At 42.8% G+C, this 740-nt stretch carries 2 protein-coding genes; one reads left to right on the plus strand and one right to left on the minus strand.

The features are described 5' to 3' along the window. The coding region (locus tag R7O13_RS26635) for a LacI family DNA-binding transcriptional regulator (protein WP_318305178.1) at positions 1 to 275 on the minus strand (275 nt) is incomplete at its 3' end. A 177-nt stretch (positions 276 to 452) separates the two neighbouring features. Here R7O13_RS26635 and R7O13_RS26640 point away from each other — a divergent pair. Next, on the plus strand, positions 453 to 740 hold a 288-nt coding region (locus R7O13_RS26640), incomplete at its 3' end, for a tRNA-binding protein (protein WP_318305179.1).

Here is a 740-nt window from a genome sequence, read left to right on the forward strand (position 1 = left end):
ATATGTTTGCCATTTTCGCGCGCGACATTATCGACGGATTTGACCAGCGTGCCGAAGAAAGGATCGGACACATCACTCACCAATACACCCATGGTGTTTGTGCTTTGACTCACCAGTGCGCGAGCCGCGGCATTGGGTCTGTAGCCTAATTTGCTCATTGCTTTGGTGACCGACTCTACCGATGATTGACTGGCTTTTGGGGACTTGTTGATCACGCGAGAAACCGTTGCGACCGAAACGCCGGCTTCTTTCGCGACATCCTTGATCGTTGCCATATAGAACCTTTAGTGGCTAAAAAATTTGGACTGAAAGTATTAAACACCCACTGTGTAATAAGTGCCATTTGATAGAGAATTTGCTTTCGGAAATGAGATCTTTACCACTTGTATTTATTAAGCTTACTGATAGTGTAAACGTTATCTTTTTAGTAAAACTTTACTGAGGTTTTAATTATGGAAACTATCGCTTACTCTGATTTTGCCAAATTAGAAATTCGTACCGGAAAAATCATTGAAGTGGCTCGTCATCACAATGCAGACAAGCTGTATATTGTGCAAATTGATATTGGTGAAAAAACACTGCAAACCGTAACCAGCTTAGTGCCTTATTACACCGAGGAAGAGTTGATGGGCAAACAAGTGGTCGTGTTGTGTAATCTTGCCAAAGCCAAAATGCGCGGTGAAACCTCTGAATGTATGTTGTTATGCGCAGAAACGGATGATGAGTCCGAAAGGGTGTTG

Source organism: Vibrio sp. Y176, from assembly GCF_033438945.1.